Annotated in this window: 19 protein-coding genes; 9 read left to right on the forward strand and 10 right to left on the reverse strand. The window is 44.2% G+C overall.

Annotated elements, in window-relative coordinates; translation table 11 throughout:
• The first annotated feature begins 14 nt into the window (after positions 1–14).
• The 4 genes from msbA to kdsB are packed head-to-tail and all read left to right on the forward strand — an operon-like array spanning position 15 to position 3,694.
• Positions 15–1,763: a lipid A ABC transporter ATP-binding protein/permease MsbA gene (gene msbA / locus NL647_RS11255; protein ID WP_005446696.1), complete on the forward strand. Its 1,749-nt coding sequence runs from the start codon at positions 15–17 to the stop codon at positions 1,761–1,763.
• Between the two features lie 5 nt (positions 1,764–1,768).
• Positions 1,769–2,776: a tetraacyldisaccharide 4'-kinase gene (lpxK, locus tag NL647_RS11260; protein WP_029790263.1), complete on the forward strand. Its 1,008-nt coding sequence runs from the start codon at positions 1,769–1,771 to the stop codon at positions 2,774–2,776.
• Entirely contained in the window at positions 2,757–2,936 is a 180-nt protein-coding gene (locus NL647_RS11265) for a Trm112 family protein (protein ID WP_005378451.1), read from the forward strand. The genes lpxK and NL647_RS11265 overlap by 20 nt, the downstream gene beginning before the upstream one ends.
• Positions 2,936–3,694, forward strand: coding sequence for a 3-deoxy-manno-octulosonate cytidylyltransferase (gene kdsB / locus NL647_RS11270; protein ID WP_050921482.1), 759 nt, complete (start codon positions 2,936–2,938; stop codon positions 3,692–3,694). Before NL647_RS11265 ends, kdsB begins: the two co-directional genes overlap by 1 nt.
• An 82-nt stretch (positions 3,695–3,776) precedes the next feature.
• Here kdsB and NL647_RS11275 read toward each other — a convergent pair whose 3' ends face one another.
• The 9 genes from NL647_RS11275 to NL647_RS11315 form a co-directional block, all read right to left on the reverse strand.
• The gene (locus tag NL647_RS11275) at positions 3,777–5,336 is read right to left on the reverse strand and encodes a SpoVR family protein (RefSeq protein ID WP_005446699.1); all 1,560 of its coding nucleotides are present in this window, start codon (positions 5,334–5,336) and stop codon (positions 3,777–3,779) included.
• 11 nt (positions 5,337–5,347) lie between these two features.
• A complete protein-coding gene (locus NL647_RS11280) occupies positions 5,348–6,619 on the reverse strand; it encodes a YeaH/YhbH family protein (protein WP_005446701.1) in 1,272 nt (423 codons plus the stop codon).
• 45 nt (positions 6,620–6,664) lie between these two features.
• Complete coding sequence (locus NL647_RS11285) at positions 6,665–8,599, reverse strand: PrkA family serine protein kinase (protein WP_005431706.1); 1,935 nt, start codon at positions 8,597–8,599, stop codon at positions 6,665–6,667.
• 489 nt (positions 8,600–9,088) lie between these two features.
• A complete protein-coding gene (locus NL647_RS11290) occupies positions 9,089–9,589 on the reverse strand; it encodes a YfbU family protein (RefSeq protein ID WP_005431701.1) in 501 nt (166 codons plus the stop codon).
• 158 nt (positions 9,590–9,747) lie between these two features.
• Positions 9,748–10,413 (reverse strand): energy-coupling factor ABC transporter permease, encoded by a 666-nt coding sequence (locus NL647_RS11295; protein WP_253650157.1) that lies wholly within the window; start codon positions 10,411–10,413, stop codon positions 9,748–9,750.
• Between the two features lie 179 nt (positions 10,414–10,592).
• Positions 10,593–11,333: a pyruvate formate lyase 1-activating protein gene (pflA, locus tag NL647_RS11300; protein ID WP_005446703.1), complete on the reverse strand. Its 741-nt coding sequence runs from the start codon at positions 11,331–11,333 to the stop codon at positions 10,593–10,595.
• A 144-nt stretch (positions 11,334–11,477) separates the two neighbouring features.
• Positions 11,478–12,455 (reverse strand): lipid A deacylase LpxR family protein, encoded by a 978-nt coding sequence (locus NL647_RS11305; protein WP_009698308.1) that lies wholly within the window; start codon positions 12,453–12,455, stop codon positions 11,478–11,480.
• A 152-nt stretch (positions 12,456–12,607) separates the two neighbouring features.
• The gene (gene pflB / locus NL647_RS11310) at positions 12,608–14,884 is read right to left on the reverse strand and encodes a formate C-acetyltransferase (protein ID WP_038898170.1); all 2,277 of its coding nucleotides are present in this window, start codon (positions 14,882–14,884) and stop codon (positions 12,608–12,610) included.
• Between the two features lie 306 nt (positions 14,885–15,190).
• Positions 15,191–16,738 carry a DUF3360 family protein gene (locus tag NL647_RS11315; protein ID WP_005446706.1) on the reverse strand — a complete coding sequence of 516 codons (1,548 nt, stop codon included), beginning with the start codon at positions 16,736–16,738 and terminating at the stop codon, positions 15,191–15,193.
• A 457-nt stretch (positions 16,739–17,195) separates the two neighbouring features.
• Here NL647_RS11315 and NL647_RS11320 point away from each other — a divergent pair, with 457 nt between their 5' ends.
• The 5 genes from NL647_RS11320 (at position 17,196) to NL647_RS11340 (ending at position 22,025) form a co-directional block, all read left to right on the forward strand.
• Positions 17,196–18,662 carry a hypothetical protein gene (locus NL647_RS11320; protein WP_009698307.1) on the forward strand — a complete coding sequence of 489 codons (1,467 nt, stop codon included), beginning with the start codon at positions 17,196–17,198 and terminating at the stop codon, positions 18,660–18,662.
• Positions 18,663–18,901: 239 nt separating this feature from the next.
• Entirely contained in the window at positions 18,902–19,672 is a 771-nt protein-coding gene (locus tag NL647_RS11325) for an ABC transporter ATP-binding protein (protein ID WP_005446708.1), read from the forward strand.
• A 79-nt stretch (positions 19,673–19,751) separates the two neighbouring features.
• Positions 19,752–20,522 carry an ABC transporter substrate-binding protein gene (locus NL647_RS11330; protein ID WP_009698306.1) on the forward strand — a complete coding sequence of 257 codons (771 nt, stop codon included), beginning with the start codon at positions 19,752–19,754 and terminating at the stop codon, positions 20,520–20,522.
• 81 nt (positions 20,523–20,603) lie between these two features.
• Positions 20,604–21,344, forward strand: a complete 741-nt coding sequence (locus NL647_RS11335) for an ABC transporter permease (protein ID WP_253650158.1) — start codon at positions 20,604–20,606, stop codon at positions 21,342–21,344.
• A 3-nt stretch (positions 21,345–21,347) separates the two neighbouring features.
• Positions 21,348–22,025 (forward strand): ABC transporter permease, encoded by a 678-nt coding sequence (locus tag NL647_RS11340; protein WP_005446711.1) that lies wholly within the window; start codon positions 21,348–21,350, stop codon positions 22,023–22,025.
• A 100-nt stretch (positions 22,026–22,125) separates the two neighbouring features.
• On the opposite strand, the gene xthA is transcribed toward NL647_RS11340, so the two are convergent.
• The gene (gene xthA, locus NL647_RS11345) at positions 22,126–22,932 is read right to left on the reverse strand and encodes an exodeoxyribonuclease III (protein WP_009698305.1); all 807 of its coding nucleotides are present in this window, start codon (positions 22,930–22,932) and stop codon (positions 22,126–22,128) included.
• Positions 22,933–23,070: the final 138 nt, after the last annotated feature.

The following is a 23,070-nucleotide window of genomic DNA, read 5'->3' on the forward strand; positions in this document are numbered from 1 at the left end:
AACAAAGCACTTCTATGTCGATAAATACTGATGAAACGACTTGGCAGACGTTTAAGCGTCTATGGCAATTTATTCGCCTTTATAAGTCAGGTCTAATCGTTGCTGTTGTAGCATTGGTTGTTAATGCTATCTCTGATACCTACATGATCTCCTTGCTAAAACCGCTTCTAGATGAAGGTTTTGGTAGTGCGGAATCTGATTTTCTACGTACACTTCCACTTATCGTTTTCGCCATGATGTTTATTCGTGGTGTGAGCGGGTTTGTCTCTACTTATTGTCTGAGCTGGGTATCCGGCAATGTGGTAATGCAAATCCGTCGCATGGTGTTTAATCACTTTATGCATATGCCTGTTTCTTATTTCGATAAAGAAAAAACAGGCAATCTACTTTCTCGAATTACTTATGACTCTGAACAAGTTTCAGCGGCGACTAGTTCTGCGCTAGTTAGCATTGTGCGTGAAGGCGCAAGCATCATTGGTTTGTTGGTTCTGATGTTCTATAACAGCTGGCAATTGTCTTTGGTTTTGTTTGCTGTTGCACCTGTTGTTGCTTTTGGTATTAGCGTTGTTTCTAAGCGATTCAGAAAGATCTCGAGAAACATGCAGACGATGATGGGCAATGTGACTGCCTCTGCAGAGCAAATGCTGAAAGGTCACAAAGTAGTACTGAGTTATGGCGGCCAAGATATCGAAGGTAAACGCTTCGAGAAAGTAAGTAACCAAATGCGCCAACAAAGCATGAAGTTGGTGACAGCTCAAGCAGCGGCAAACCCAATCATCCAGATGATTGCGTCTATTGCTATTGTTGTGGTGCTTTATCTTGCAAGTATTGACTCAATTAAAGACCAGTTAACGCCGGGTACATTTACTGTTGTATTCTCTGCGATGTTTGGTTTGATGCGTCCATTGAAAGCACTAACAAACGTAACGTCACAGTTCCAACGTGGTATGGCGGCGAGCCAAACCTTGTTCGCTCTTGTGGATTTGGATACAGAAAAGAACGAAGGCAAATTCACTGTCGAGCGAGCAAAAGGCGACGTTGCAGTGAAAGATGTAAGCTTTACCTATGAAGGTTCTGAAAAGCCTGCATTGGAAAATGTCAGCTTTGATATTCCACGAGGCAAAACAGTTGCCTTAGTGGGGCGCTCAGGTTCAGGTAAGAGTACCATTGCGAATTTGTTTAACCGTTTCTACGATGTAAGTGGCGGTGCTATCTCACTTGATGGTCATGATATCCGTGACTATGAGCTGAAAAACTTACGTGAGCAGTTTGCTCTGGTTTCGCAAAACGTGCATCTGTTTAACGATACGATTGCGAACAATATTGCTTACGCAACAGAAGGCAAGTATTCACGTGAAGACATTGAACGCGCAGCCAGCCTAGCTCATGCGATGGAGTTCATCAGTAAGATGGATGGTGGACTCGACGCGATGATAGGTGAGAACGGTGCAAGCCTTTCTGGTGGGCAGCGTCAACGTGTAGCAATTGCTCGAGCTTTATTACGTGATGCGCCAGTTCTTATTCTTGATGAGGCAACATCTGCTTTAGATACCGAATCTGAACGTGCAATCCAATCTGCTCTGGATGAGCTACAGAAAGACAAAACCGTATTGGTGATTGCCCACCGCCTGTCTACGATTGAGAATGCAGATGAAATTTTGGTTGTGGACGAAGGTGCAATTGTTGAGCGTGGTAGCCATGCCGATTTAATCGCAAAAGATGGCGCTTATGCCCAACTTCACCGAATCCAATTTGGTGCTTAAGCGCTGTGATTGAAAAAATCTGGTTCGAAAACCACCCTCTCAAGTACTTACTGTGGCCGCTACTGTGGCCACTTAGTCTGCTATTCGGTGCAATTAGTAAGTCTAAGCGACAACAATACCAATCTGGAAAAAAACAAGCGTATAAAGCGCCTGTACCTGTTGTCGTTGTTGGTAACATTACTGCTGGTGGGAACGGCAAAACCCCAGTTGTGGTGTGGCTAGTAGAGCAATTGCAGCAACTTGGTTTTAAGCCTGGAGTGGTGTCTAGAGGCTATGGCGCGAAAGCACCGCAATATCCGTTATTGCTTGATAATAGTACGCCTGCTAAACATTGTGGTGATGAACCTAAGCTTATCTATCGCAGAACTGGCGCACCAGTGGCAGTGGATCCAGTCCGTGTTAATGCAGTGAAAGCATTACTAGAAGTGGGTGTTGATATCATTGTTACGGATGATGGGCTTCAACATTACGCGCTTGAGAGAGATATCGAGTTTGTTATTGTTGATGGTAATCGTCGCTTTGGTAATGAAAGCCTTATACCGCTTGGCCCGCTTCGCGAAGGGGTAGAGCGTCTTTCTAACGTCGATTTTATTATCACTAACGGTGGTCAAGCTCAGCAAAACGAAATGCCAATGTCTTTAGCGCCATCGAAAGCCGTTAATTTAAAGACAAAACAGCAAGTCGAGGTGAGCGAACTGCAAGACCTCGTTGCATTTGCTGGGATCGGACATCCGCCACGATTTTTTAATACACTTAATGCGATGAACGCTGACGTTAAAGTAACGAAAGGTTTTGCCGACCATCAAGACTTTGACCAGCAAGAATTGCACGCATTGGCTCAACAAGGGGCGAATGTGATTATGACAGAAAAAGATGCCGTCAAATGTGACAGCTATGCGCAAGATAATTGGTGGTATCTGCCTGTTTCTGCTCAGTTTGAATCAAACGATGCAGAGCGAATTTTAAATCGAATAAAAGAGGTTAAAGCGACTTATGGATCACCGTCTGCTTGAGATTGTAGCTTGCCCTGTGTGCAAAGGTAAGCTGACGTACGATAAAGATAATCAAGAGTTGATCTGCAAATTGGATCGCCTTGCTTACCCAATAAAAGAGGGTATTCCTGTTCTGCTTGAGCCAGAAGCTCGAACCATGAGCATGGACGAGGGACGCTAATGTCTTTTACGGTTGTCATTCCTGCACGCTATGCGTCAAGCCGCTTACCAGGTAAGCCATTGGCAGATATTGGTGGTAAACCTATGATCCAATGGGTTTACGAGCAAGCGTTACAAGCGGGTGCAGAAGATGTGATTATTGCAACTGACGATGAGCGAGTGTCAGTGGCAGCAGAGCAGTTTGGTGGCAAGGTTTGTATGACCTCGCCAAACCACGAATCTGGCACTGAGCGACTAGCCGAAGTAGTAGAGAAAATGGCGATTCCTGCAGACCACATTGTGGTGAATGTTCAGGGTGATGAACCATTGATTCCGCCGTCTATCATTCGCCAAGTGGCTGATAACTTAGCAGGTTGCGATGCGCCCATGGCAACGCTTGCGGTGGAGATCGAATCGGAAGAGGAAGTCTTCAACCCGAATGCAGTAAAAGTGGTCGCGGATGAGCGTGGCTATGCCATGTATTTTAGCCGAGCAACGATTCCATGGGATCGTGACAACTTTGCTAAACAAGACAAAACAATCGCGAACCCATTGATGCGTCACATCGGCATCTACGCTTACCGTGCTGGTTTCATCAATACCTATGTGAATTGGCAGCCAAGTGCACTTGAACAAATCGAGTGCCTAGAGCAGCTTCGCGTACTTTGGTACGGCGAAAAGATTCATGTGGAAGTTGCAAAAGAAGCGCCAGCAGCCGGTGTGGATACGCCAGAAGATTTAGAGGCAGTACGTGCGATTGTCGCTAATCAAGCACAATAAGCTTGGTATTGATTTCAAAATTAGAAAAGGCTCCTCGTTGAGGAGCCTTTTTGTATCTACGATAGATTGGAAGCTGTATCGGTTAGATATTGGTGTCGTACTGATTGCGTTTTGGACATGTTGAGAGGATCTCTCTGTGTCCGGTGTCTTTGACTTCTTCCAAAATTACGTCGAAGCCCCACAAGCGATATACATGCTTAAGTACTTCTTCATAACTGTTATCCAAAGGAATACGGTTATGGGGGACATATTGCAGCGTTAATGAGCGGTCACCGCGGACATCTACGTTAAACACCTGAATATTTGGCTCTAAATTCGCCAAGTTATATTGCGCAGCTAGCGTTTCACGAATGCGTCGGTAACCCATCTCATCGTGAATGGCGGCAACTTCGATGAAGTTTTTACGATCATCGTCATTGATGGCAAACAACTTGAAATCACGCATGAGCTTCGGTGATAAGTATTGGCTAATAAAGCTTTCATCTTTGAAGTTATGCATGGCAAAGTGAACCGCGTCTAACCAGTCTGTTCCTGCTAGTTCAGGGAACCACTCTTTGTCCTCGTCTGTTGGTTCTTCACAGATACGTTTGATATCGCGGAACATCGCAAAACCAAGCGCATAAGGGTTGATACCACTAAAGTAAGGGCTGTTATATGGTGGCTGTGCAACCACACTAGTGTGGCTGTGTAGAAATTCGAGAATGAACTTCTCAGACACCAAACCCTCATCATAAAGGTGATTAAGAATGGTGTAGTGCCAGAATGTTGCCCAGCCTTCGTTCATGACCTGAGTTTGTTTTTGAGGATAGAAGTATTGGCTTACCTTACGCACGATACGCACAATCTCACGTTGCCATGGCTCAAGCAGAGGAGCATGTTTTTCAAAGAAATAGAGCAGGTTCTCTTGTGGCTCGCTAGGGAAACGAACTTTAATGTCTTCTTCTTTGGTTTTCGATTGTGGAACGGTACGCCATAACTCGTTCACTTGCGATTGCAGGTAAGCTTCACGCTCTTCCTGACGCGCTTTCTCCTCGTTAATTGAAATCTTTTCAGGACGTTTATAACGGTCAACGCCGAAGTTCATAAGTGCATGGCAAGAGTCTAGAAGCTGCTCGACTTCGTGCACACCATAACGCTCTTCACATTCCGCAATGTAGTTCTTCGCAAACAATAGATAATCGATGATAGAGCTGGCATCGGTCCAAGTTTGGAACAGATAATTGCCTTTAAAGAATGAGTTGTGCCCATAGCATGCGTGAGCAATAACCAGTGCCTGCATAGTGATGGTGTTCTCTTCCATCAGGTAAGCGATGCATGGGTTTGAGTTAATGACGATCTCGTAAGCTAGACCCATTTGACCGTGCTTATAGTTCTGTTCTGTTTGGATGAACTTTTTACCAAACGACCAGTGGTTGTAGTTGATAGGCATACCGATGCTTGAGTATGCGTCCATCATTTGCTCTGAGGTGATGACTTCGATTTGGTTAGGGTAGGTGTCGAGGCGATAAAGCTCCGCGACACGCTTGATTTCCTTGTGGTAACGCTCCAGCAGTTCAAATGTCCAGTCTGGACCATCTGGCAGCATATTATCTCTGCGTTTCTTCGAGGCTTCCCCCGAAAGGTTTGTCGTTGCGGTATTCATCGCTAGCCTCCTTACGCATTTTCTTTTTGGAATAGTTCACGGAAGACTGGGAAGATATCCTCCACAGAGCGGATGTTTTTCATGGCGAAGTTTGGAAAGGCTTCGGAAAGCTTTTCATACTCATGCCACAGCGTTTGATGGGAACGTCTAGTGATCTCGATGTATGAATAGTACTGACAATTTGGCAGTAACTTATTGACGAGTAGGTCACGACAACGGGGTGAGTCGTCTGCCCAGTTATCGCCATCGGATGCCTGAGCCGCGTAGATGTTCCATTGACCCACAGGGTAGCGGTCTTGAACGATCTCATTCATCAGCTTGAGCGCGCTCGATACGATAGTGCCCCCCGTTTCTTGCGAATAGAAAAACTCGTGCTCGTCGACTTCTTTCGCTTGGGTGTGGTGGCGAATGAAGACCACTTCAACATTCTCATACGTGCGAGTTAAGAAAAGATACAAAAGCACATAGAAGCGTTTTGCAATGTCTTTGGTGGCTTGATCCATAGAACCGGATACATCCATTAGACAGAACATGACCGCTTGGCTCGATGGCACAGGGCGCTTCTCATAGTTCTTGAAACGTAAGTCGAAGGTATCAATGAAGGGTACGCTTTCGATTTTCTTACGTAACTCTTCGATTTCCTTCTTCAAGCGATTTTCTTCGAGCTGTTGTGCAGGCTCAATGTTCTTGATGCGAGTTAGTTCATCCTCTAGCTCGTTAAGAAGACGTTTTTTACCTGCTGTCATTGCGGTGCGTCGCGCCAGAGATTGTTGTAACGAGCGAACGACGGCAATGTTGGATGGAATACCCGCGGTTTGATAACCCGCGCGATGGGTCTTCCACTCTGTGATTTTGGCAATTTGGTTTTTCTCGAGATTTGGTAGCTCTAAATCTTCAAATAAGATGTCGAGATATTCATCTTTTGAAATTTGGAAAACGAACTCGTCTTGACCTTCGCCGTCGGGGCTAGCATTGCCTTCACCAGCACCGCCGCCTTGACCTCCACCTTTCGGACGTTCAATTTTATCACCCGTGATAAATTGGTCGTTACCAGGGTGCACACGGTCACGTACGCCCCCTTTACCCTGATGAAACATAGGTTCGTTAATGTCTTTGTGCGGTATTGCGACGTCTTCGCCCGTTTCCGTGTTCGTGATCGAGCGTCGATTCACTGCGTCAGCTACCGACTCTTTAATCTGCTCTTTATGGCGCTTCAAGAAGCGCTGTCGATTAACAGCGCTCTTGTTCTTGCCATTGAGCCTTCGGTCTATAAATTGCGCCATGAAATAGCCCTCTTCATGTTTCACAAGCGACCTAACTCAAACTGGTTAGGATGACTTACGTACTCGTAGGTACCACTCAGAAAGTAGGCGAACCTGTTTCTCGGTGTAGCCTTTTTCCATCATGCGAGCGACAAAGTCGTCGTGTTTCTTCTGATCTTCAGAAGACGTTTTCGCATTGAATGAGATAACCGGAAGCAGCTCTTCGGTATTGGAGAACATTTTTTTCTCGATTACCGTGCGCAGTTTTTCGTAGCTGGTCCAAACTGGGTTTTGACCATTGTTATTGGCTTTCGCACGAAGCACAAAGTTTACGATTTCGTTTCGGAAATCTTTCGGGTTAGAGATGCCCGCTGTTTTCTCGATCTTCTCTAATTCAGCATTTAGAGAAGCACGGTCGAACAGTTGGCCTGTTTCTGGATCGCGATATTCTTGGTCTTGGATCCAGAAGTCTGCATAGGTGACGTAACGGTCGAAGATATTCTGACCGTACTCAGAGTAAGACTCTAGGTATGCCGTTTGAACTTCTTTACCAATGAACTCGACATAACGAGGCACTAGATAGCCTTTCAAGAATTCAAGGTACTTCTCTGCCATTTCTGAAGGGAACTGCTCACGTTCTACTTGCTGTTCAATAACATAGAACAGGTGAACAGGGTTGGCCGCCACTTCCGTTTGGTCGAAGTTGAACACGCGAGATAGGATTTTGAAGGCGAAACGAGTTGATAGACCGTTCATACCCTCGTCAACGCCTGCGTAGTCACGGTACTCTTGGTAGCTCTTCGCTTTCGGATCGGTGTCTTTCAGTGTTTCACCATCGTACACTCGCATCTTAGAGAAGATGGACGAGTTCTCAGGCTCTTTAAGTCGCGAAAGAATACTAAATTGTGCCAGAGTTTCGAGCGTACTTGGTGAGCAAGGTGCTTTAGAAAGCTCACTGTTTTCAAGCAGTTTCTGGTAGATCTTCACTTCTTCCGACACACGTAAGCAATAAGGTACTTTCACTATGTACACACGGTCTAAGAACGCCTCATTGTTCTTATTGTTGCGGAAGGTTTGCCACTCAGATTCGTTCGAGTGAGCCAGAATCATACCGTCGAATGGAATCGCAGACAGTCCCTCGGTACCATTAAAGTTGCCTTCTTGAGTTGCGGTTAATAGAGGGTGTAGCACCTTGATTGGCGCCTTGAACATCTCTACGAATTCCATCAAACCTTGGTTCGCTTTACACAGCGCACCAGAGTAACTGTAGGCATCTGGGTCGTCTTGTGAGTAATGCTCTAACTGACGAATATCGACTTTACCAACGAGGGACGAAATGTCTTGGTTGTTTTCATCGCCTGGCTCAGTTTTAGCAATAGCCACTTGGTCGAGGATGGAAGGGCGTACTTTCAGCACTTTGAACTTGGTGATATCACCACCAAATTCATGCAGACGTTTTGCTGCCCACGGTGACATGATAGATCGTAGGTAACGATGTTCGATGCCGTATTCTTTCTTCAAGATCTCGCCATCTTCTGTCGGATTGAACAGACAGAAAGGGTGATCGTTAACTGGGCTTCGTTCGCCGTTCGCACTAAGCACATAAACGGGCATTTTTTCCATTAGGGCTTTTAGCTTTTCGGCAAGTGATGACTTACCACCACCAACAGGACCGAGTAAGTACAGAATTTGTTTACGCTCTTCCAAACCTTGTGCGGCATGTTTGAGATAAGAAACAATCTGCTCAATCGCATCTTCCATGCCATAGAAGTCTTTGAAGGTTTCATAACGTGAGATGACTCGGTTCGAGAATATACGGCTCAGTCTTGGATCTTGAGCTGTATCAATGACTTCTGGCTCTCCGATAGCCATCAGTAGGCGTTCTGCAGCATTAGCGTAAGCGCTTTTGTCGTCTTTACACAGGGCTAAGAAATCCTGTAACGACATCTCTTCATCTTTTGCAGCTTCATATCTTGATTGATAGTGGTCGAAAATACTCATGTCGCTTTCCCCTTTAACTAGTCAGTCTACCGACGAACGTTGACGCAGGCTTATCCACCTTTGATATGCCCTTCGTTGTATGAAGTTATACGTCCTGTTATCACGTTTGGTTTGTACTGGAAGTAAGCTAGACAACACCAAAGACTTTGCTTTATGGACACTTTTTCACTGCAACGGAGAACGATGGATAGGTACCTTTCAATCACTCCCTTTCTCATTTTAAGCCTAGTCGGGGATTTCCAATTTTGCTTAACAATTATGAATTTATTGCAAAAGTGACATTTGAATCACTGTTTGGAGATTGAAAAATTTATGTTGTGAATAGGAGTGATAGAAATCAGATATTTGGCTTTGAATCACTGATATTAGTGATTCGTATACAAGTCTAGAGAATGAAAGATAAAACTGTGCTGATAGAATGAGCTTGACTTGTGACAGGGGAAAAGAAAAAAGGAGAGCCTTTGCCCTCCTTTTCAAATACTTGCTGAATTATGCACTAAAGATTTGTGCTAGCTCGTTTGCACATAGGTGGTATTGACGAGGACAGTTGCGCCAGGTTTTTAGCATGCGGCGGTATTTGTCTAACATTGGCATTTGGCTATTGAAGTGGTGATCAGCTTTATCAAATTGAGGGTAAAGACCTTCTGAATCCACTAGGAAGCGCACATAGTGTACTTGTTGTGCTTCTGTCGCAATATCAAAGCCAAGGAACTGAAGGCGACGCTGGTCGACTTTACCACGCTCTTCGTCATCCAGCATTTTGTTTGATTCTTGCATTGCGTGGTACATCTCCATGATGTCGATGATTTCACGACACTCGGTTTCTGTAATGCAGCCAAAATCTTTGTTCAACTCGCGCATTTGTAGCTCGTAACCACGCTCTACAATTGTCTGTAGACGCTTGTATTTTGCCGCGTTGTTAGGATCAAGTTGAGACATTAGGTTGTACTGGTTTGATAGGATCAAACGTTGAGCGTTTGACATTTCCATGGTGACCTCACTAAATAATCTAATACATTTTTAATGTGCTTAGGTTAACGTTTCGGATGAAGGTGAAACATGATCTCAACACATATTTAATATGAAAAATGGCAAGAATTATCGAATTTAACCAGTTTACAAATGCAGTATGAATGGGGCGTTACAACTTATTTGTGATAATGGTTGTATATGTAGTCACGGTCCGAAAAAACTCTCAGCCATTCAGGCTTAAAAACGGTCAGTACCGCTAAAGCCATTCCATTAAGAAGACCTTCAGGGAAAGCGAGTAACGGAACAAACACAAAGTAATTGTGCTGGATGGTTTGCCAATCATAGTGGCCCACAGATAGGTGGTAAAAAGAATTGATCAGCAAGTGGAGGCTGCCGGTAAGTGCACCATTGAAGAATCCTGCCACAAAAATGAATACGAAGATGTTACGTGGTAAGTACTGGTAACTCAGAAGAAAGATGCTGTAACTGATAAGTATTGGAATCAGTGCAGAGAGCACCAGCGCGCTTGGCAACATCAACAACGATATGTCATGAATCAAGTGGTTGACGACCATCGCAGGGATGCAAAATAGAAAAGCCATGCGCCAACCATACATCATAGTTAGCGTGGTTAAAGCAAGGAAATGAATTTGTAACCCTTCTTTTACCCCTGCTTGGGCAGACCACAAAACGCTAATCAAGAAAAGTGTCGCGAAGACTAAATGTTGGAATGGCTTTTCTTGTTCCATTTTAGGCCAAACGATTCTTCGCCAATCGGGGAGACAATAAACGACGACGACCCAGAAAATAATGATGATCGAAACAAAATTAAACCAATCCATGTGTTATCCCAACGCTTTTCCTGTGAGCTTTACTTACGGTTTCGTATTCCTAATACGTCTAATATGAGTTGGATAGGGCACAAGACCTGCTGGTCCGTTAGACACATATACCTACGTATAGGTAAAAAAATACCAGCAAGTTGCTGGTATTTTTAATCTATTCAATAACCTAATGCTACTTAGTATTTCACATTTGAGTGGTATTGGGAAAGAATTGACTGGATTTCGTCCATAGTTTCTTTAGATGGAGGATTTACACCATCAAGAGGATATTCAACACCAAGCGCTTCCCATTTGTGTGCGCCAAGTTTGTGGTATGGCAGAAGCTCTACTTTTTCAATGTTATCCATATCTTTAATGAATTCACCAAGCATATGAGCGGCTTCTGGTTCGTCCGTGTAGCCAGGAACAACCACATAACGAATCCAAGTCTTTTGACCAATTTTATGTAGATAACGAGCAAAGTCTAAAACACGACGGTTAGACACACCAATGAAGTCTTGGTGAATCTCATCTTTCATGTGTTTTAGGTCAAGCATGACTAGGTCAGTCGCATCCAACACTTCATCGATCACGTCGGTGTGTTTACGGATGTAGCCGTTAGTATCCAAACAAGTGTGAATGCCTTCTGCTTGAGCAGCGCGGAAGAAGTCACGAACGAACTCAGGCTGAAGCATCGCTTCACCACCGGAACAAGTAATGCCACCACCTGATGCGTTCATGAAGTGACGGTAAGTTTTTGCTTCAGCAATAATCTCTTCAACCGTAACTTCCTTGCCATCATGCGTGTCCCATGTATCGCGGTTATGGCAATACTTACAACGCATTAAGCAACCCTGCAAGAAGACGATAAAACGGATACCAGGTCCGTCTACGGTACCACATGACTCAAACGAGTGAATACGACCAGTTGTTGACATCTTTTGCTCTCATTTTTAATAAATTCTGACCGTTATTTTATTACAAATTGCAGGGTTAAAACAGTCTAAGTGGGCTTTCGTTGGCGAGATATTGAGCAAAGACAACGGCGAATGAAAACTCACACGCCGTATGGGGAGATTTCTTTAGAAGAAGGCGAACAAAGACAAAGAGCCTGTACCGTAAACGTCAGTTTGGGCTTCCTCATAGTCTGGCGTTTTCACTGTAAATGTTAAGCTTGCGCCATAGTTTTGGTTGTACCAAGCCGCACCTGCAACGGCACTCGCTTGCCAGTTCTGTAGTGTGACATCATATTGGTCTGATGGCTCTGGTAGACCTGAACGGTCGCCTTCAATAGTGATATCGTTAAAGCGGTAACGACCTTCAAAGCCCGTGAATAAGAACCAACTTGATGTGCTCTTAGCTAACATGCTGGCATGGAATGGACTTTCAACGCTGATGTTTGCGGCACCTATGCTGTTGGCTAAGTTAGTACCCCAACGAAACATGACACCTTGTGAAACGTCACTTCGGAAATTACCTGCGTTAATATCGTTAACGTTGGTAATTTCCCACTGTGTCGTTTTGCCTTCGCTACGCATCAATTTGTTGAACGCTCGGTAGCCGACGCTAAATGCCAACTCGTCATCAATTTGGTAATCCCAACCTTGTGGATCGGTTGAACCAGTAATGCTATGAACCAGCTCTTGCGCCTTTTCAGACAGTGAGCTCTCACCCGTTGCGCCGATAGTGAAATTGTAGCGAACAGCTTTATCAGCGGTGAGTGAGATATAGTTGATTTCAGTATGTAAGTAGCCCGCGTAAGGACGATCGTTGACAAGTGGGTAGTCGGCTTCGATGTCACTTGGCGTGTACATTTTATGCCCAAGCACTAATTCAATCTTATCGACGTTGCTTTGGCTAGAATCATTTAATGTAAACCATTTCCATTCTGCGTCTTCACGCAATTGTTCAGTCGCGTAAGAGAGAAAAATACCATTGGTATAATCTTGGTCAACGCCAAAAATGCCATCGTTATCGAGAGTGAAAGAGACTGTGGATTTGGTGGATGCGATTGCTGCCGGTGATAGCAGCGCAAGGATGAATAATTTACTGAGTTTCATAGTGTATGTTTGCAAGCTTTTTACGCATCATACGGAAGATCCCAGACAAAATCTTTTGTAATGTCACAACTTTAGTTCAAGAAACAAAAAAAGGTCGATGCTTTTCAGCATCGACCTTTATTCTATCACTTAAAGTGCTAATTCAATCAGTCTTATAGAGACTCAGTGAATGTACGTGCGATTACGTCAGCTTGTTGCTCTGCAGTTAGAGAGTTGAAGCGTACAGCGTAACCAGATACACGGATTGTTAGCTGAGGGTATTTCTCTGGGTGCTTAACAGCGTCTTCTAGAGTTTCGCGGTTAAGAACGTTCACGTTTAGGTGTTGACCACCTTCGATGCCAGATTCATGGTGGAAGTAACCATCCATTAGACCAGCAAGGTTAGCACGTTGTGAACCTTCATCTTTACCTAGAGCGTTAGGTACGATAGAGAACGTGTAAGAGATACCATCTTTAGCGTGAGCAAACGGTAGTTTACCTACAGACGTTAGAGACGCTACAGCACCTTTTTCGTCACGACCGTGCATTGGGTTAGCACCTGGTGCGAAAGGAGCACCTGCGCGACGACCGTCAGGCGTGTTACCAGTCTTCTTACCGTATACCACGTTTGAAGTGATAGTTAGGATAGACTGAGTAGGGATTGCGTCACGGTAAGTCTTAAGCTGACGAATCTTGTTCATGAACACTTCAACAAGTTCACAAGCGATGTCATCTACGCGAGCATCGTTGTTACCGAATTTAGGGTAGTCGCCTTCGATTTCGAAGTCGATTGCTACGCCATCTTCGTCACGAACTGGTTTAACTTTCGCGAATTTGATTGCAGATAGTGAGTCAGCTGCAACAGATAGACCTGCGATACCACAAGCCATAGTACGGCGAACGTCACGGTCATGTAGAGCCATTAGCGCAGCTTCGTAGCTGTACTTGTCGTGCATGAAGTGGATGCTGTTTAGTGCAGTCACGTACTGCTTAGCTAGCCAATCCATGAAGTGGTCTAGTTTGCCCCATACATCGTCGAAGTCTAGAACTTCGTCAGTGATCTTAGGCATTTGAGGACCAACTTGGATCTTCAGTTTCTCATCCACACCGCCGTTGATTACGTATAGAAGAGTCTTAGCTAGGTTAGCGCGAGCGCCGAAGAATTGCATGTGCTTACCAATGATCATTGGAGATACACAACATGCGATTGCGTAATCATCAGACTCGAAGTCTGGACGCATTAGATCGTCGTTCTCGTACTGGATTGATGAAGTATCGATAGATACTTTTGCACAGAACTTCTTGAAGCCTTCAGGTAGTTGCTCAGACCAAAGAACAGTGATGTTTGGCTCTGGAGAAGGACCCATTGTGTATAGAGAGTTTAGGAAACGGAAGTTTGAACGTGTAACTAGCGTACGACCGTCAAGACCCATACCACCCATAGATTCTGTTGCCCAGATTGGGTCGCCAGAGAATAGATCATCGTACTCAGGAGTACGTAAGAAACGAACCATACGTAGTTTCATTACGAAGTGGTCGATCATTTCCTGTGCGTCAACTTCAGTGATCTTACCTTCAGCGATATCACGTTCGATGTAGATATCTAGGAAAGTAGAAGTACGACCTAGAGACATTGCTGCGCCGTTTTGAGATTTAACAGCTGCTAGGTAACCGAAGTAAGTCCACTGGATAGCTTCTTGTGCAGTTTCAGCTGGACGAGAGATGTCACAGCCGTATTTAGCAGCCATAACTTTCATTTGACCAAGTGCACGGTGCTGCTCAGCGATCTCTTCGCGAAGCTGCATAGTCATCTGTAGATCTTCACCGTTCTCAAAACGCTCTTGTAGAGACTTGAATTGAGCTAGCTTGTCTTGCATTAGACGGTCGATACCGTATAGAGCAACACGACGGTAGTCACCGATAATACGACCACGACCGTACGCATCTGGAAGACCAGTTAGAACGCCTGATTTACGACATGCTAGGATATCTGGAGTGTAGATATCGAATACGCCAGCGTTGTGCGTTTTACGGTATTCTGTGAAGATTTTCTTAACTTGTGGGTCAAGCTCGCGATCGTAAGCTTTGCAAGAACCTTCAACCATACGGATACCACCGTTAGGGATGATTGCACGCTTAAGAGGAGCTTCAGTTTGTAGACCTACGATAGTTTCTAGGTCTTTTTCGATGTAGCCTGCATCGTGAGCAGTGATGGTAGAGATAACTGAAGTATCGAAATCAACAGGAGCGTGAGTCGCGTTCTCTTGTTTGATACCTTCCATTACCTTAGCCCAAAGCTTGTTAGTCGCTTCAGTACCTTCAGAAACTAGGAAAGATTCGTCGCCTTCGTACGGAGTGTAGTTCTTCTGAATGAAATCACGAACGTTTACTTCGTTTTGCCAGTCGCCTGCAGCAAAACCTTCCCAAGCTTTAGCAAATTGCTCTGCCATGACATACCTACCTTTGTAGTAGAAAAAAATACGTACTGGTTCGCCGTTGAGCCAGCTATCTCCACTGTTAAACGGAGAACAGTACACTCTTAATGAATAACAATATTTATAGTCTTAAATAAGAAAGAGTGGGTCATAAAACTATAAATATTGTCACTGCTAACAATGTGGGTTCTTCCCAACCACAATTCAAGGCTACACTAAAAAAATTTTGCAAACCTTAAACTAAATCAATAAATCCTAAAAAATCTCGATAAAAATTGGGTAGCGACGAGCGCTACCCACACAATTTTTGAACGAATGTCATTATAGCCAAGCTTTAATGCCATATTGTCCTTCTAGCATACCTACTGCAAGCATAGCGACTAAACAGATAACAAGTACACCTACAGGGATCACAATCTTATCGACAAAGGATAGACGAGAAGCGCGCTCCTTATCACCAATCAGACCATTGTTGTCTAGCAGCATAGTCAGTGCCCAAGCAAGAACTGGGTTAACGACTGCAGAACCAAAGATACAGATACCTGCTGCTTGAGAATCTTTCGAGTCTTTCACCATCTGCATACCTGCTTCAAGTAGAGGTAGAGATACACCTACAAGAAGAGCAACACGCATTACTGGTGGCCATACTGCGATATCCATTGGGAAACCAAGGATTGCAATGATCATTACCAGAAGACCAAGAAGGATTGCACCGCCAGGGATAGGGCGTTTTGCGATCGCTGCTGGGATCATGTAAGTACCCCAAGATGAAGTGATGTTACCACCACCTACTGCTGTACCTACCATCTGACGGATAGAACACATTGTCATTGTGTCATCTACGTCCATCAATACTTTTTCTGTCTTTTTAGGGTAGTTCAATTCTTGGAAGATACGGTGACCTAGGAAGTCAGGAGACCACATTGCCACGGCAAGGATTGCAAATGGTAGAGATGCGATGAAGTGTTCCATGTTAGGAAGACCTAGCATCCAACCTTCTTCAGTACTGCCCCACCAGTAAACAGGGTTTAGGTTAGGAAGACCTGTTTCAGTGACGAATTTAATATCGAAACCTGCACCTAGTACTAAAGCGATTGCAAGACCAGTGAAAGCACACACCGGAATAGCAAGCCAACGCTTGTTCACTTTTGCAAGGAATGCGTATAGTGCGATAGTGACTGCCAGTACGATCAGACCAACATAGCCCATGCTACCAGCTTCAACAGTAGAAGATTGCAGACCAACTGCCCATTCTTGAATCGAAGTAATCTGGCTCATGGTACCAGTCAAACCCAAGAAGATAAGCAAGCCACCGGCTGTACCTTCTGAGGTGAGGTTCACCAGTTTGGAGCCGCCTTTTAGGAAACTCAGTAGAAGACCGAACACACCGATTAGAATTGCCAATGCAAGAGGGTGAGCACCAGCAAGAGCGATGGTACCAATAAGAGGGATCATTGGACCGTGGTTACCTGCAAGGTTGGCTTTAGGGTTAATAAAACCAGAAGCAAGTACACAGAAAAGAAGTGCAGGGATAAGCATTTCTACACGTGCAACTTCGATAGCAAAATCTTTGCCCAAGTTGACGTGGTCCCATGCTGCAGTAAGACCTTCAGCCCAAGACATCATTACCGCAGAGTACATTGCGATAATACCGATAGTACCAGCAAGTGCTGGAACAAGGTCTTCAAGCTCAAAGCGGAAGTCACGACCTGGCAAGTTCAAGCCAAATCGACGTGGCTTCATAATTTGTAGTTCGTGGTCTAGGTAGTCTGAACGGCTTGCGAACTCAGATGATGGACGATGAAGCTCGCGGTAGCTTTTAGTCTCAATATCCGAATCAGAGTGCGCTTTATTAACTGCGTCTGACATAGATTCCTCATATATTTAAAAGTTATGAATTCTAAATTGAATTGTGTTTTTCCGCTTCCTGCGGCACGTCCTATGCTAGCTATTATTAGATTTTGTCACACGAATATCTCGTGCCTAAGCATAGCTAATAACTTGTTGTGTTGAGGCACAAAAAATTCCTCATCATTGGGGCGGAGTCTAACAAGATAGCCCTTTGGGGTGATTGATTTAGATCACTTTAAGAATAGATGTGAAAGAAAACTACAGAAAGTGTCTGGCATGCGAACAACTTGGTTATTTCGTGTGTAATTCGATTACACAAGTTGCATAAAATTAGATGTGGTTTTGCGGAAATAATACTCAACGATATTTATTGATATCATTCATGAGTGATATTAAAAGCTGGCTTTATTCTTGCTTAGTACCGAGCAAAGACGATTTTTTGGCTAACCATTGCCGCTCAGTTTAGGAAGAAGACATGAAACAGCTTAAAGTACTGCCGCTAGTGGCAATCATTTCGGGATTAATGGTCGGTTGCGGTGGCGGCGGCGGCGGTGGTGGTGGCAGTTCTACACCGAGAACTACATTCACTTTTACTTTTGCTGCCCCAAATGTCATCAGTGAAGCAAACGCACAAAAAGATAGTTGTACTGTTTACGAGCGTAGAGTAGATGGTAATGGCATCAATCAAGTATTAACTTATCAACCAGCTGTAAGTGCACAGTTGACAGGGGATAAGGTTGTTGGTTTCTATTCTGACAAGAATGGTGTCCGTCAAGGCGACTTTATCTACCCATCAGGCACTACTTTAAAATTTGTTCTAGAAGACATTCCTGAGGATGGCTACTTTACTTATCAGTTGCTTGATGCTTCTGGAACCGTATTTACGGCAAACAGCTTTAGTCGAGACTTTTTACAGGACAATAACCTTAGAAACTCAACGTTCTCGATGAATCGAGAGGCGGTGTCTGCTTGTAACAAAAATGGTAACTTTAATAAGACTACCCGAACCGATCTTAACTATGTGGCAACAGAAGCTGGTGGCTTAGAGTACAACTTTATATCTCAAGTTGCTAAAGAGTCTAAGCCTGCTTATTCCATTGACTCTTTGGATGTGAGAGCTATTGGTTCGAAGATGGAGTCGACAGTCGTGCTGCAATATGCGGACGCAGCGAAAACAGAACTGCACCAATATGGTATTCGCGATTGGTCAAGTGAATCACCATTGCCGTTGGTTGGCATGACTGGTTCTTCACCAATCCTGAACCCAACATCTTTTAAATATGACACTTTAGACATCAGTGTACTGGTTGGTGATTACAACTACGAAGTTGCAGAGTTACCTATGTCAACGACGAAGTTCTACCACCCGCTTGAACCTAAAACGGAAACTTGGACTTACAGTGTTGCAGCTGAAAAACCGATCAATGGTTGGACAGTTGCGCTGAACCAAAAGATGTACCAGGACGCAAAATGGGATATCTCAATTGATCCAAGCGCTTACTACAACCTAAATGCTCTGCCTGCAGCGCATGTGGTGAGAGGTTCAACGATTGATACTGGTTTTGCTTTCAATGACCAAGATAAAGGCTTTAGCCGCCTCGCATATCGTGCAGAGTCTAACTCTGGAACACTACACCGAGTAACACACAAGATATTTACAACTTTAGAGAGTGATGTCGTTGTTCCGGAATTGTACTACTACACATTCGATGACAGTGTGAAGCAAGATTTGAAAGTTTCTTCTACCAGTGATTACTCACAATCTATTGTCGTGGAGTCTGCTGAAGCAAACCTAAATAGCTATGACTTTGTTTCTCTTTTCTCTCATGGTGATGTGACCGATCTTAAAGTGGATCACGATGGTCTTGTGATCAGTGAAGTTGATTCTGAGAAGGTCAATACGAATGCTCAGAAGTCTGACTTTATGGTGTTGATTAAGTAATAATTAACATTTTTACAAAAAAGAGCCCCTTCCTGTGAGGGGCTTTTTTACGTCTAATATTCAGCATTAAAAGAATATATTGCTAAAAATTGCATATTCATTTGATTGTTGTATCTATCTATTCGAATTATTTAGGTTAATAATTTGTTGCAACTTGCGATGGGTGGTGATAGTTTGTTCCAATTCAAAGAGGGCGGAGTCCCTTAATTGCAGTGACAAAAACACAGGGAGTAAGGCGCATGAATGATGTACCAGCGCTAGATATAAAAGACCTGCACAAAACGTTTGGACAAAATGAAGTCTTGAAAGGCATTTCACTTGCCGCTCATAAAGGTGATGTTATCTCCATCATCGGCTCTTCCGGTTCAGGTAAGAGTACCTTCCTTAGATGTATTAACCTTCTTGAAACTCCGACCGCCGGTGAAATTTGGGTAAATGGTGAACTTATCCAGATGAAGAACAACCGAGCAGGAGAGTCAGTTCCAGCTAATGAGAAACAAGTTCAGCGCATTCGCTCTCGTTTAGCCATGGTGTTTCAAGGTTTTAATCTTTGGTCACATCTAACCGTTCTAGAAAATGTGATTGAAGCACCAGTTCATGTGCTTGGCGTACCGAAAGCTCAAGCCATCGAAAACGCTGAACTGCTTTTGAAAAAAGTGGGATTGTACGAACGTAAAGATTACTACCCTGGACATCTATCCGGAGGTCAACAACAGCGTGCTGCTATTGCTCGTGCTCTTGCTGTTGATCCAGAAGTGATGTTGTTCGATGAGCCGACCTCAGCACTCGATCCTGAGTTGGTTGGTGAGGTGTTAGGAGTAATGCGAGATTTGGCAGATGAAGGGCGAACGATGTTGGTCGTTACCCATGAAATGGCATTTGCGCGTGACGTATCTAACCATGTGATGTTTTTACATCAAGGCTTAGTGGAAGAACAGGGAGATCCAGCTAAGCTATTTACAAACCCAGATTCAGAACGATTACAGCAATTTATCTCATCTATCTACTAATATTTCTTGGGTGGCAGTCTTTTGCCACTCATAAGCACAACAATCAAAACCAAATAAAAGCAATCACAGGAGTATGGAAATGAAAAAGTGGTTATTAGCAGCAACGCTTGCTGCAACAGCAGTGTCTGGTGTCGCTCAAGCGAAAGAATGGAAAACCGTTCGCTTTGGTATTGAAGGCGCTTACCCTCCGTTTAGCTGGACAGAAACGGACGGCTCTCTAAAAGGCTTCGACGTGGATATGGCGAACGCACTTTGTGAAGAGATGAAAGTGAAGTGTCAGATCGTTGCTCAAGACTGGGATGGAATTATTCCTTCTCTACTTGCTCGTAAATACGATGCGATTATTGCTGCAATGTCGATCACTGAAGAACGTAAGAAGAAAGTCGACTTCACAGGAAAATACGCGCTGATTCCAAACAAGTTCATCGCTAAGAAAGGTGCAAACCTCGATTTTGATAACCTTGATGGTCAAAAAATTGCCGTGCAGCGTGCAACGACTCACGACAAATACCTGACAGATAACTATGGCGACAAAGTTGAAATCGTGCGTTACGGATCATTTGACGAAGCGTACCTAGATCTTGCAAACGGTCGTGTTGCGGCAGTGCTTGGTGATGCGTCTGCACTAGAAGAGGGTGTTTTAAACAAAGCTGGTGGCGATGCTTATGAATTTGTTGGTCCTTCACTAACGGATCCTAAGTGGTTTGGTGATGGTTTTGGTATTGCAGTTCGTAAGCAAGACAAGGATCTAACGAAAAAGCTCGATGCAGCTATTTTGTCACTACGTGAAAAAGGTGTTTATCAAGAAATCGCAGGTAAATACTTTAACTACGACGTTTACGGCGAATAAGCTGTAATTAAGCGACCGTTGGCTTGTTCCTAGAAGTAACCAACGGTCGATCTTTTGAGTTTAGGGATTAGGAACTCACCTATGCTGGATCTACAAGGATATGAAGCCTCGATCTTAAAAGGGGCTCTAGTAACCATCGAAATCGCAATACTTTCTCTACTTTTAGCGGTCATTCTCGGAATGCTGGGTGCATTGGCGAAATTGGCACCGTACAAGTGGGCAAGAGCAGTTGCGACGCTTTATACCACCATCATTCGTGGCATCCCTGATTTAGTTCTGATGATGCTTATCTTCTTTGGTGGTCAAATTCTACTTAACAATAGCCTTTACTCGATCAATGAAACACTCAATGAATGGTTTACTGCAAGTGACCCAAATCATGAGTGGACTTCGTATTTGCCAGATTACATCGATGTCAGCCCCTTTATTGCCGGTGTTTTAACCATTGGGTTTATCTTCGGTGCATACATGGCAGAGACGTTTCGTGGCGCTATCATGGCGGTAGACAAGGGTGAACTAGAAGCCGCAAAAGCTTATGGCATGAGCCCGATAATGTCGTTTCGAAGAATTCTATTGCCTCAAATGATCCGACATGCTTTACCAGGCTTTGGTAACAACTGGTTGGTTCTACTGAAAACGACCGCGTTAGTATCCATCATTGGTCTGGAAGATATGGTGCGCATTAGCTCGTTGGCTGCGGGTACAACCAAAATGCCATTCACTTTTTACATGGCGGTTGCAATCATCTTCTTGTTCTTTACCAGTGTTTCAACAGGCTTACTTAAGTTGGTTGAACGCAAATTTAGTATTCACGCGAGGTAAACCATGGATTTTTCATTGATAATTGAAAGTTTCCCGGTCTACCTAGATGGATTGTGGACGACGGTATGGCTTGTTGCGTTAGCACTGGTGATTGGGTTAGCCGTATCGATTCCTCTTGCGATTGCACGTAATAGTGCAAACTACGCACTAAGCCTGCCTTCATGGGCGTTTATTTACTTTTTCCGAGGCACTCCTTTGTTGGTGCAGCTGTATCTGATCTACTACGGCATGGACCAGTTTTTTCCGGTAAAAGACACGCTTTGGGAAAACGCATGGTTTTGTGCGCTGGTGGCGTTTGTTCTCAACACGTCCGCTTATACTGCTGAAATTATTCGCGGGGCAATCAATGGCTTGCCGAAGGGAGAGGTAGAGGCAGCTAAGGCATACGGCATGAGTACGTTTATGACTTACCGTCGCATTATTCTTCCAAGTGCTTTGCGTCGCGCGTTACCTGCCTACTCGAATGAGGTTATCTTCATGCTTCATGGCAGTGCGGTCGCCGGCATCATTACCATTATGGATCTGACAGGTGCAGCACGTTTGGTGAACTCAAGATACTACGCGCCATTTGAGTCATTCTTGACAGCGGGACTCTTCTACATGGCGCTGACATTTATTATTTTGTGGTGCTTCAAAGTGGCAGAGAAGCGCTTCTTGGCGTACCTAAGACCATTGAGCTAACAAGATGGGTTGTTCATTCCACTTCATGTAGGACAATACAAACATCAAAAAAGAGCGCTTGTTGGCGCTCTTTTTTATTTTTAGTCGATGTTAGTAAGAACTACTTGAAGGTTGACCAGATTGGCGCGTGATCTGAAGGTTTTTCAATGCCTCGTAACTCATAGTCAATATCGGATTCTATGCATTTTTCTGCGAGTGATGGTGTTGCCAAAATAACATCAATACGAAGACCACGGTTATCATCGAAGCCACGCGAACGGTAATCAAACCACGAGAAGCGGTCATCGACTTCAGGGTGTAAGTTACGGAAAGTATCTTCAAAGCCCCAATCTAGAAGCGTTTGCAACCACTCACGCTCTTCTGGTTGGAAAGAACATTTACCCGTTTTCAGCCAACGTTTACGGTTTGGTTCGCCGATACCGATGTCCGCGTCGATTGGGCTGATATTGATGTCGCCCATGACAATCAGCTGCTCATCGTTAGTGTGGTGATCGTTGAGGTAAGTCATCAAGTCTTTGTAGAACTGACGCTTGTATGGATACTTAGTTTCGTGAGCAACGTTATCGCCTTGCGGGAAATAACCGTTAAGAACCGTCACTTTTTCACCGTTTTCATCTTCAAACGTCGCCATGATCATGCGCTTTTGGTGTTCTTCATTATCGGTTGGGAAACCTTTTTGAACGCTGATAGGCTCTTGTTTACATAGCATTGCCACACCGTAATGGGCTTTTTGACCGTGAAAGTAAACTTTGTATCCCATTGCTTCTACATCGTCGATAGGGAAGGCTTCGTCATGAACTTTGATTTCCTGCAGACCAATCACGTCAGGTTGGTGCTTGTCGATGAGGGCTTGGAGTTGATGCAGACGCGCACGAAGTCCATTGATGTTAAAGCTAATTACTTTCATTTTTTATCCTTCTCAGAGGGCGTGTTTGAGCATGATGTTACCATTGCAAAGGCAAGCTGAAAATGGTTCTCATGTAAACGGAATAAGTTTAAAGAATTGTTAAATATGTAATTGCTATTGTGCCTGCGTATGGTTTAA

Source organism: Vibrio sp. Y29_XK_CS5, from assembly GCF_024181835.1.
GTDB lineage: Bacteria > Pseudomonadota > Gammaproteobacteria > Enterobacterales > Vibrionaceae > Vibrio > Vibrio harveyi.

Bases quoted from the DNA above. Each gene is read 5' to 3' on its own strand.
- NL647_RS11285 (WP_005431706.1), bottom strand. From the start codon at position 8,599: ATGAGTATTTTCGACCACTATCAATCAAGATATGAAGCTGCAAAAGAT.
- kdsB (WP_050921482.1), top strand. From the start codon at position 2,936: ATGTCTTTTACGGTTGTCATTCCTGCACGCTATGCGTCAAGCCGCTTA.
- msbA (WP_005446696.1), top strand. From the start codon at position 15: ATGTCGATAAATACTGATGAAACGACTTGGCAGACGTTTAAGCGTCTA.
- NL647_RS11325 (WP_005446708.1), top strand. From the start codon at position 18,902: ATGAATGATGTACCAGCGCTAGATATAAAAGACCTGCACAAAACGTTT.
- NL647_RS11275 (WP_005446699.1), bottom strand. From the start codon at position 5,336: ATGAATACCGCAACGACAAACCTTTCGGGGGAAGCCTCGAAGAAACGC.
- NL647_RS11290 (WP_005431701.1), bottom strand. From the start codon at position 9,589: ATGGAAATGTCAAACGCTCAACGTTTGATCCTATCAAACCAGTACAAC.
- pflB (WP_038898170.1), bottom strand. From the start codon at position 14,884: ATGGCAGAGCAATTTGCTAAAGCTTGGGAAGGTTTTGCTGCAGGCGAC.
- NL647_RS11340 (WP_005446711.1), top strand. From the start codon at position 21,348: ATGGATTTTTCATTGATAATTGAAAGTTTCCCGGTCTACCTAGATGGA.
- NL647_RS11265 (WP_005378451.1), top strand. From the start codon at position 2,757: ATGGATCACCGTCTGCTTGAGATTGTAGCTTGCCCTGTGTGCAAAGGT.
- NL647_RS11320 (WP_009698307.1), top strand. From the start codon at position 17,196: ATGAAACAGCTTAAAGTACTGCCGCTAGTGGCAATCATTTCGGGATTA.
- NL647_RS11330 (WP_009698306.1), top strand. From the start codon at position 19,752: ATGAAAAAGTGGTTATTAGCAGCAACGCTTGCTGCAACAGCAGTGTCT.
- NL647_RS11315 (WP_005446706.1), bottom strand. From the start codon at position 16,738: ATGTCAGACGCAGTTAATAAAGCGCACTCTGATTCGGATATTGAGACT.
- NL647_RS11305 (WP_009698308.1), bottom strand. From the start codon at position 12,455: ATGAAACTCAGTAAATTATTCATCCTTGCGCTGCTATCACCGGCAGCA.
- NL647_RS11335 (WP_253650158.1), top strand. From the start codon at position 20,604: ATGCTGGATCTACAAGGATATGAAGCCTCGATCTTAAAAGGGGCTCTA.
- NL647_RS11295 (WP_253650157.1), bottom strand. From the start codon at position 10,413: ATGGATTGGTTTAATTTTGTTTCGATCATCATTATTTTCTGGGTCGTC.
- xthA (WP_009698305.1), bottom strand. From the start codon at position 22,932: ATGAAAGTAATTAGCTTTAACATCAATGGACTTCGTGCGCGTCTGCAT.
- pflA (WP_005446703.1), bottom strand. From the start codon at position 11,333: ATGTCAACAACTGGTCGTATTCACTCGTTTGAGTCATGTGGTACCGTA.
- NL647_RS11280 (WP_005446701.1), bottom strand. From the start codon at position 6,619: ATGGCGCAATTTATAGACCGAAGGCTCAATGGCAAGAACAAGAGCGCT.